This window comes from Aeromicrobium sp. (genome assembly GCF_036675695.1).
In the GTDB taxonomy this organism is placed as follows: Bacteria; Actinomycetota; Actinomycetes; order Propionibacteriales; family Nocardioidaceae; genus Aeromicrobium.
Genome location: NZ_JAKFEL010000268.1, coordinates 1 through 8,463 on the forward strand (window position 1 = coordinate 1; position 8,463 = coordinate 8,463).

The 8,463-nt window shown below is 65.0% G+C and carries 9 protein-coding genes and 1 pseudogene; 7 read left to right on the forward strand and 3 right to left on the reverse strand.

The window, feature by feature from the left end:
* The 4 genes from V6M39_RS17950 to V6M39_RS17965 all read left to right on the forward strand — a co-directional run.
* The coding region (locus V6M39_RS17950) for a 3-hydroxyacyl-CoA dehydrogenase family protein (RefSeq protein ID WP_332645189.1) at positions 1-1,183 on the forward strand (1,183 nt) is incomplete at its 5' end.
* Between the two features lie 86 nt (positions 1,184-1,269).
* Positions 1,270-1,647, forward strand: a complete 378-nt coding sequence (locus V6M39_RS17955; protein ID WP_332645190.1) for a hypothetical protein — start codon at positions 1,270-1,272, stop codon at positions 1,645-1,647.
* 34 nt (positions 1,648-1,681) lie between these two features.
* A complete protein-coding gene (locus V6M39_RS17960; RefSeq protein WP_332645191.1) occupies positions 1,682-1,945 on the forward strand; it encodes a hypothetical protein in 264 nt (87 codons plus the stop codon).
* A complete protein-coding gene (locus V6M39_RS17965; protein ID WP_332645192.1) occupies positions 1,945-2,721 on the forward strand; it encodes an alpha/beta hydrolase in 777 nt (258 codons plus the stop codon). Before V6M39_RS17960 ends, V6M39_RS17965 begins: the two co-directional genes overlap by 1 nt.
* Here the strand turns inward: V6M39_RS17965 and V6M39_RS17970 are convergent.
* The 3 genes from V6M39_RS17970 to mce all read right to left on the reverse strand — a co-directional run bounded on the left by V6M39_RS17970 (position 2,718) and on the right by mce (position 5,982).
* Positions 2,718-3,905 (reverse strand): hypothetical protein, encoded by a 1,188-nt coding sequence (locus tag V6M39_RS17970; protein WP_332645193.1) that lies wholly within the window; start codon positions 3,903-3,905, stop codon positions 2,718-2,720. The two genes, V6M39_RS17965 and V6M39_RS17970, sit on opposite strands and share 4 nt — an antisense overlap.
* A 204-nt stretch (positions 3,906-4,109) precedes the next feature.
* The gene (gene ccrA / locus V6M39_RS17975) at positions 4,110-5,447 is read right to left on the reverse strand and encodes a crotonyl-CoA carboxylase/reductase (protein ID WP_332645194.1); all 1,338 of its coding nucleotides are present in this window, start codon (positions 5,445-5,447) and stop codon (positions 4,110-4,112) included.
* An 82-nt stretch (positions 5,448-5,529) separates the two neighbouring features.
* Positions 5,530-5,982, reverse strand: a complete 453-nt coding sequence (gene mce / locus V6M39_RS17980; RefSeq protein WP_332645195.1) for a methylmalonyl-CoA epimerase — start codon at positions 5,980-5,982, stop codon at positions 5,530-5,532.
* Between the two features lie 117 nt (positions 5,983-6,099).
* Here mce and V6M39_RS17985 point away from each other — a divergent pair, with 117 nt between their 5' ends.
* The 3 genes and pseudogenes from V6M39_RS17985 (at position 6,100) to V6M39_RS17995 (ending at position 8,463) form a co-directional block, all read left to right on the forward strand.
* Positions 6,100-7,290: an acetyl-CoA C-acetyltransferase gene (locus V6M39_RS17985; RefSeq protein ID WP_332645196.1), complete on the forward strand. Its 1,191-nt coding sequence runs from the start codon at positions 6,100-6,102 to the stop codon at positions 7,288-7,290.
* A gap of 7 nt (positions 7,291-7,297) precedes the next feature.
* Positions 7,298-8,251: pseudogene (gene meaB, locus V6M39_RS17990) on the forward strand (methylmalonyl Co-A mutase-associated GTPase MeaB); the annotation flags it as partial.
* Positions 8,252-8,304: 53 nt separating this feature from the next.
* Entirely contained in the window at positions 8,305-8,463 is a 159-nt protein-coding gene (locus V6M39_RS17995) for a hypothetical protein (RefSeq protein ID WP_309968320.1), read from the forward strand.

Below are 8,463 nucleotides of genomic sequence, written 5' to 3' on the forward strand. Positions count from 1 at the left end.
CGTCGACCAACTGGCCGGAAGCGACCGAAACGCCGAGATCGCGCGCACGCTGCTGCTGCCGTACCTCAACCACGCCGCCACGATGTACGAGAGTGGCTACGCCACCAGCGACGACATCGACGCATCGATGCGTTTCGGCTGTGGCTACCCGATCGGCCCGCTGGCCCTGATCGACGCAATCGGCGCCAAGACCGTCACGACCGGACTCGAGGCGCTCTTCGCCGAGACCGGTGACCCGGTCCACCAGCCGACCAGCCTGCTCACCACGATGGCTGGGGACGACTCGACCTTCGCCCAGACCTCGGTCGCCGGCTCGGTCGCTGCTCCTGACCTGCGGCACGACATCAAGACGGTCGGCGTTGTCGGCACCGGCACCATGGCGTCCGGCATCGTCGAGGTGTTCGCCAAGTCCGGCTACGACGTCGTGTACGTCGGCCGCGGCGAAGACAAGGTCGCTGGCGTTCTCGCCGCGATCACCAAGAGCCTCGACAAGGCCATCTCGCGCGGCAAGCTCGACGAGGACGGCAAGTCCAACGTGCTCGATCGCCTTACCGGCTCGACCGAGCGCGAAGCGCTCGCTAACGCTGACATCGTCGTCGAAGCCATCGCCGAAGACCTCGACATCAAGCTCGAGCTGTTCCGCGACCTCGACCGCATCTGCAAGCCCGGCGCGATCCTCGCCACGACTACCTCGTCACTGTCGATCAATGACTGCGCCGCCGCGACCAATCGCCCCGCCGACGTGATCGGCATGCACTTCTTCAACCCTGCGCCCGTGATGAAGCTCGTCGAGGTTGTGTCCGGTGATGACACGTCGGCCGACGTCGCTGAGACCGTACGTGCGCTCTGCCTGGCAACCGGCAAGCACCCGGTGTCCTGCACTGACCGCGCTGGCTTCATCGTCAACGCGCTGCTGTTCCCGTACCTCAACGACGCCATCAAGCTGCACGAAGCCGACGGCGACTCCCTCGAGTCGATCGACGAAGCCATGAAGGCGACCCAGCTTCCACTCGGCCCGTTCCAGCTTCTCGACGTGGTCGGCAACGATGTGTCCCTTGCGATCCAGAACTCCCTGGTCGAGACATTCGGGCACGCGGGATGGACGCCCGCACCGCTGCTCGAGAGCGTCGTGGCAGAAGGAAAGCTCGGTCGCAAGACCGGAGCAGGCTTCCACACGTACTAGTCGCCCAAAAGTTACGCCATATCGGCGTGGCGTTTATTTCCTGAAAAACCGGTAACTTCCGGGTCTCCGGCCTCGTTGGCTTTGACGTGAAGGTCAACGCAACAGGAGTGGTGACGGCGGGCTCAGCCCACCTTGTTGCCGTTTCTCGGCTCGTCCGGGTCAGCGCGATGACGGCTGTCGCGGTCTTGTTCGTTGCCTACATCGCTGTTCAGGCATTCGCGACTCACTACAACGCAGTTCCCTCTACGCGTACCGTCGTTGCGCAACCAGCCACGAACACCGCTTTGGCGGCAGCGATCTCCGAGCAGGTAGCCCGTGGACTGACGTGCCGTGAAGAGCCAGCACTCACCGACACGATCTTGTTCCAGGCTGTGGCCCAGTCCGAGGTCCAGGTGCTCACCTTCGAGCAGGCGATCGCCGCGTCCAGCGCCCGCGAGGGTTGGATCCGCCGCTACTGCTTCTGATCGGGCGCCAGCGCGTCGACCGTAGACTCTGGGCATGCCTCGTCGTCGTGTCGCCCCGCGTCAGCGGCCGACCGGACGGCCAACGCCCGAGCGCGTGGAGACCAAGGCCGACGGTGACTGGCACTTCCGTCCGCTCCGTGGCTCATCCAAGACCTATCGGTGCCCCGGATGCGGCCAGCTGATCGCCGTCGCGACGCCCCACGTTGTTGCCTGGCCGGTCGAGAAGGCACTGCTCAGCGAGGCAGCCATCGACGAACGACGACATTGGCACTCTGCGTGCTGGACGAGGAAGCACTGATGAGCGAGCGCATACGTGGCAACTCCGTGCTACCGGCCAACCGTGAGGCCATCACGCTCGAGACGGCAGACGGACTCAGCCTGGTGGGGGAGTTGGCGACACCGATCGACCGCCCGCCGGTGGCGACCATGATCTGTCTGCACCCGTTGCCGACACATGGCGGCATGATGGACAGCCACCTGTTCCGCAAGGCGTCCTATCGCCTTCCTGCACTGGCAGGAATCGCAGTCCTGCGGTTCAATACGCGGGGAACGTCGAGCGTCCAGGGCACGAGTGAGGGCGAGTTCGACAGCGGAGTGGGGGAGCAGTTCGACGTGGCTGCGGCCGTCGAGCACGCGGAGTTCGCCGAGCTGCCCCACCTCTGGATCGTCGGATGGTCATTCGGCACGGATCTCGCCCTGATGTATGGGCTCGAGCCGTCGGTCGAGGGCGTTGTGCTGCTCTCGCCGCCCATTCGCTCTGCTGGGCCGCAACACCTCAAGGCCTGGGCGGACTCAGGCAAGCCGGTGACAGCGCTCATCCCCGAACACGACGACTACCTTCAGCCGCCCGAGGCTCGTGAACGATTCGCCGCGATCCCTCAGGCCGAGGTCATCGGTGTTGAGGGCGCCAAGCACCTCTGGGTGGGCGACTCCGAGCGAGTTCTTGACGAGATCGTCAGGAAGCTCGCACCGGACGTCCCGGTGCCGTTGCCGAACACCTGGGACGGACCGATGGAACGCGCGGACTCCTCGGCCTACAAAGACCGTACGGTGGCCGCGTTCGACAACGATTAGCTGGCGTCGTCGTCCTTGACGGCGGCCATGACCTCAGTCTTGGGTGCGTCGTCTTCCTTGGGCTCAGCCTTGGCTGCAGGTGCCTTGGGCTCTGCCTTGGCTGCGGGGGCCTTGGGCTCGTCCTTGGGGGCTGAGTCCTTGGCGGGGAGGCTCGGAGCGAAGGTCGAAACGATGTCGCGGAGCTGGCCCATCTGCGACATGATGCCGTCGCGCTTGCGCTGGAGCTCTTCGACCTCGGCGCGCAGTGTGCGCGTCTGACGCTCGATCTCGGTCGTCGCGGTGACCCGGATCTGCTGGGCCTCCGAGCTGGCGCTCGACATGATCGCCGACGCCTCGGACTTGGCACCCTCGAGAACGCGTGCTGCTTCCTCGGAGGCGATGTCGCGAGCCTTGGACGCCTTCGCCATGATCTCGCGGGCGCGCTCGTCAGCAGCACTGGCGCGGGACTCGGCATCGGCGACGAGCTTGGCGGTCTGCGAGCTGGCCGACTCGTGGTGCTCAGAGGCCTCGCGGGCGAGACGCTCCTTCTCGACAGCGAGTACGCGGCGCGCCTCGGTGACCTCACGGTCAGCAGCAGCACGGGCCTGCTCGACCTCGCGGGTCGCGCCGAGTCGGAGGTTCTGCGCCTCCTGCTCAGCGGCGAGCTTGACCTGGGCTGCTTCACGCTCGGCGTGGGCGCGGAGATCCTCGGTGTGGGCGAGAGCGTCGGCGTGCATGGCCTCGGCGTCCTCGAGGAGCTGCTTGCGCTTCTCCTCAAGCTCGGTCACAGCCTTTGTGCGCATCTCTTCGGCCTCGTGGTTGGCGGCGGCGCGAACCATGCTCGCCTCTTCTTCGGCCTTCTTGACGAGCTCGTCGGCTTCGCGCACGGCGCGGTTGCGTACGTCCTCGGCCTCCTGCTCAGCGAGGCCGAGCAGCTGGGCGGCGTGGTTGCCGAGACCGGTGTAGGTCGGCTTCTCGACAGCCTCGACGCGGTCCTTGAGCTTCTCGATCAGCTCGCGGAGGTTCTCGTTCTCGGCCTCTAACTTCTTGACGGTGTCGGCGGCACTCTTGAACTCCGCGGACTGTGAACGAACCCAGGCGTCGACTGCATCGCTGTCATATCCACCGCGGCGTGCCAGCGGGAACGATGCGTCGGCAGCCTTCTGCGCGGCGTCAAAGATGGACAATCCGGACTGTTCGGACATGCGGTTCCCTCGAAATATGTGGCTGAATTGGTTGTGCCGTACACCATACCTCCCGCTCGTGGCAGCAAAACACCCCAAAGCGGGAGGCTCCAATCATTCCAGGCTCAGATCCTCAGACCCCTCGACGATCCTTGACGGGTTCCTCGGGTCTTCGTTCCTCAGACCCCTCGACGATCCTTGACGGGTTCCTCGGGTCTTCGTTCCTCAGACCCCTCGGAACCTGTTGATCGCGTCGATGTGCTTGGCGCGCTTCTCTTCGTCACGCACTCCGAGGCCTTCTTCGGGCGCCAGGCACAGCACGCCGACCTTGCCCTGGTGAAGGTTGTGGTGCACGTCGAGGGCTGCCTGTCCGGTGTCCTCGAGTTTGTAGACACGGGAGACGGTCGGGTGAATCAGACCCTTGTCGATCAGCTTGTTGGCTTCCCACGACTCGCGGTAGTTGGCGAAGTGAGAGCTGACAATCCGCTTGAGGTTCATCCAGAGGTAGCGGTTGTCGTACTGGTGCATGTAGCCCGAGGTCGAGGCGCACGTGACGATTGTTCCGCCCTTGCGTGCGACGTAGACGCTGGCGCCGAAGGTCTCGCGACCCGGGTGCTCGAACACGATGTCGGGGTCGTCTCCGCCGGTGAGCTCGCGGATCTTCTTGCCGAAGCGCTGCCACTCCTTGGGGTCCTGGGTGTTTTCGTCCTTCCAGAACTTGTAGCCCTCAGCGGAGCGATCGATGATGTGCTCGGCACCCATCGAGCGCACGATCTCGGCCTTCTCGGGCGACGAGACGACACATACGGGCGTCGCGCCACCGTTGAGCGCGAACTGCGTTGCGTACGAGCCGAGACCACCGGAAGCGCCCCAGATCAGGACGGTGTCGCCCTGCTTCATGTTGGCGCCGTTGGTCGAGACGAGCTGGCGGTAGGCCGTCGAGTTGACGAGTCCCGGTGATGCGGCCTCTTCCCACGTGAGGTGGTTGGGCTTGGGCATGAGCTGGTTGGCCTTGACGATGGCCAGCTGGGCGAGTCCACCGAAGTTGGTCTCGAAGCCCCAGATGCGCTGCTCGGGATCCATCATCGTGTCGTTGTGTCCGTCGGGAGCCTCAAGCTCAACCGACAGGCAGTGGGCGACGACCTCACGGCCGGGCGCCCACTTGTTGACGCCGGGACCCACGCGCAGGACAACGCCGGCGAGGTCGGAGCCGACCACGTGGTACGGCAGGTCATGGCGCTTCGTGTATTCCGACAGACGGCCGTAACGCTCAAGGAAGTTGAATGTCGAGACGGGCTCGAAGATCGAGGTCCAGACGGTGTTGTAGTTGATGGCGCTGGCCATCACGGCGACGAGCGCCTCGCCGGGAGCGAGCTCGGGGATCGGGATGTCGTCGAGGTGGAGGCTCTTGCGCGGGTCCTTGTCCCGGCTGGCCATGCCCTCGAACATGTCGACCTCGTCCTTGTGGACGGTGATGCCCTTGTAGGTCTCGGGGAGCTCGATGGTGGCGAAGTCCTCGGGGGCGGTGTCTCCGGCGAGGATGGCGTCAAGGATGTTCTGCACGGGGCGTCCTTCGGTTTGGGGTCTCCGCGATGTTACTTGGCGTTAACTTGTGGGGCCATCGCGTCGGGCTGTGATCCTGCCCTCAGTGAGCGGCGTGGGCCGCGGGTTCGACGAGCTCGACCAGGACTCCGCCAGCATCCTTGGGGTGGACGAAATTGACGCGTGAGTCAGAGGTGCCGCGCTTGGGTGCGTCATAAAGCAGACGTACGCCGCGCTCGCGCAACGTCTCCGACACGGCATCGATGTCCGACACGCGATAGGCGAGCTGCTGGATGCCCTGACCGTTGCGGGCCAGGAACTTGGCAATCGTCGAATCATCGCTCAGCGGGGCAAGGAGCTGAATGCAGCTGCCTGAATCGCCGACGGCGAGCATCGCCTCGCGGACACCCTGCTCTTCGTTGATCTCCTCGTGAATCGAGTGCAGTCCGAACGTTGAGGCATACATCTCGAGGGCGTCATCGAGATCGGGTACGGCAATGCCGACGTGATCGATCGCGAGCAGCAGGTGGCCTGGAACAAGGGGGTCGCTGGGCATGACTAGAGGGTAGAGCAGTTCAGTCGTAGGGTCGGAGGTGATCCCGCGCACACGCCCGTCACACATCCGTTACTCGTGAGTAAAGTGGAACAACTGTCTTCTGAAGGAGCAATACACATGTCGCAGAACGTGATCGTTGCCGGAGCTCGTACGCCGATCGGCCGCCTGTTGGGTGGCTTCAAGGGCCTCTCCGGGTCAGACCTCGGTGGCCTGGCCATCAAGGGTGCCCTCGAGAAGGCCGGTGTGACCGGTGAACAGGTTGACTACGTGATCATGGGTCAGGTTCTGGGCGCTGGAGCCGGTCAGGTTCCCGCGCGACAGGCAGCGTTCAAGGGCGGCATCCCGCTCTCGACCCCAGCCATCACGATCAACAAGGTGTGTCTGTCCGGCATCAACGCCATCGCGCTCGCCGACCAGCTGATCCGCGCTGGTGAGTACGAGATCGTCGTTGCTGGTGGCCAGGAGTCGATGACGCAGGCTCCGCACATGCTGCTGGGTTCGCGCGAAGGCACCAAGTACGGCGACACCAAGCTCGTTGATCACATGGCTGCGGATGGCCTCTGGGACGCGCTGACCGACCAGGCCATGGGCGGACTGACCGAGCAGATCAACGCCGATGGCATCAAGCTCACCCGCGAAGCGCAGGACGCATTCAGCGCCCGCTCGCACCAGCTCGCGGCGACCGCCCAGAAGAATGGCGTGTTCGACGAAGAGATCGTCCCGGTGACGATTCCGAGCCGCCGCGGTGACGATGTCGTCATCTCCGAGGACGAAGGCGTTCGTGGCGACACGACGACCGAGTCGCTCGGCAAGCTCCGCCCCGCGTTCAGCAAGGAAGGCACCATCACGGCAGGCTCGGCCAGCCAGATCTCCGATGGTGCTGCCGCTGTTGTCGTGATGAGCAAGGCCAAGGCCGAAGAGCTGGGTCTCTCGTGGATCGCCGAGATCGGTGCCGCCGGTACGGTTGCCGGCCCCGACTCGAGCCTGCAGCTCCAGCCAGCCAACGCGATCGAGAAGGCCGCTGCGAAGGAAGGCATCGCCGTCTCCGACATCGACCTGTTCGAGCTCAACGAGGCATTCGCTGCGGTTGGACTCGAGAGCGCCGCCAAGCTCGGCATCTCCGAGGACCAGGTCAACGTCAACGGAGGAGCCATTGCTCTGGGTCACCCGATCGGTGCCAGTGGCGCTCGCATCGTGCTGCACCTGGCGCTGGAGCTCGGTCGTCGCGGTGGCGGCATCGGCGCAGCTGCTCTGTGTGGCGGTGGCGGTCAGGGTGACGCCCTGATCATCCGCGTACCCAAGAAGTAGTCCCACGGCCAGCAAGGCGGTTTCGGTCGCCGATCTCGTCGAGCGCGCCCAGGCCGGTGAGGCCCGGGCAGTCGCTCGTCTGATCTCGCTGGTCGAGGACCAGGCACCTGAGCTGCGAGAGGTCAGCGCTGCGCTGACTCCACACACCGGTCGAGCTCACATCGTGGGCTTGACCGGGGCGCCCGGCGTCGGCAAGTCGACCTCGACCTCGGCGCTGGTCAAGGCGTTGCGTACGCAAGGGCGACGCGTGGGCGTACTCGCCGTCGATCCGACGTCCCCGTTCTCCGGCGGGGCGTTGTTGGGTGACCGCATCCGTATGCAAGACCACGCGACGGACGAGGGTGTCTACATCCGATCGATGGCCAGCCGGGGGCACCTAGGCGGTTTGTCGGTCGCCGCACCGCAGGCACTGCGAGTGCTCGATGCGGCAGGCTGTGATGTCGTACTGGTCGAGACCGTCGGCGTGGGTCAGTCCGAGGTCGAGATCTCGGGGCTCGCCGACACGACGCTGGTGCTGTTGGCACCCGGTATGGGTGATGGCATCCAGGCCGCCAAGGCGGGCATCCTCGAGATCGGTGACATCTTCGTCGTCAACAAAGCCGACCGCGAGGGAGCTGCGTCGACGCGTCGTGAGCTCCGATCCGTCGTGGCAATATCCGATCGCGGTGACGATGCGTGGAAACCGCCAGTTCTTCTGGCCGTCGCCACCACTGGCGAAGGCGTCGATGAAGTCGCTGAGCAGATAGCACTGCATCACGCATATCTGACGGAGACGGGGGAGCTGGGCCGCCGTCGTCTCGCTCGAACCCGACGTGAGATCGAGGCGCTCGCGCTCAACGCCGTACGTCTGCGCTTCGGTGACATTTCCGGCGATGCTCGGCTCGACACGCTTGCGGCAGACGTGCTCGGCGGCGCCACGGACCCGTACGCCGCCGCAGACACCCTGATCGAGAATCTCTGACCCAGCGGCGCGCCGTCCGCACCCTGAGCCGCCCAATCGTTAACAATGGGCTTGTGCTGAAGAAAGTCATCACGTTGCTCGTCGTTGGATTCGGGGTCTACTACCTGCTGACGGCGCCTGCTGGCGCGGCCGATGCCGTGAGCAACGCGGCCGGAGCGGTCATCGATGCATTCAGCCAGGTCGGCGTCTTCGTCAACGAGCTCGTCGCCTAG

Bases quoted from the DNA above. Each gene is read 5' to 3' on its own strand.
- V6M39_RS17960 (WP_332645191.1), top strand. From the start codon at position 1,682: ATGCCTCGTCGTCGTGTCGCCCCGCGTCAGCGGCCGACCGGACGGCCA.
- V6M39_RS17965 (WP_332645192.1), top strand. From the start codon at position 1,945: ATGAGCGAGCGCATACGTGGCAACTCCGTGCTACCGGCCAACCGTGAG.
- V6M39_RS17970 (WP_332645193.1), bottom strand. From the start codon at position 3,905: ATGTCCGAACAGTCCGGATTGTCCATCTTTGACGCCGCGCAGAAGGCT.
- mce (WP_332645195.1), bottom strand. From the start codon at position 5,982: ATGCCCAGCGACCCCCTTGTTCCAGGCCACCTGCTGCTCGCGATCGAT.
- V6M39_RS17985 (WP_332645196.1), top strand. From the start codon at position 6,100: ATGTCGCAGAACGTGATCGTTGCCGGAGCTCGTACGCCGATCGGCCGC.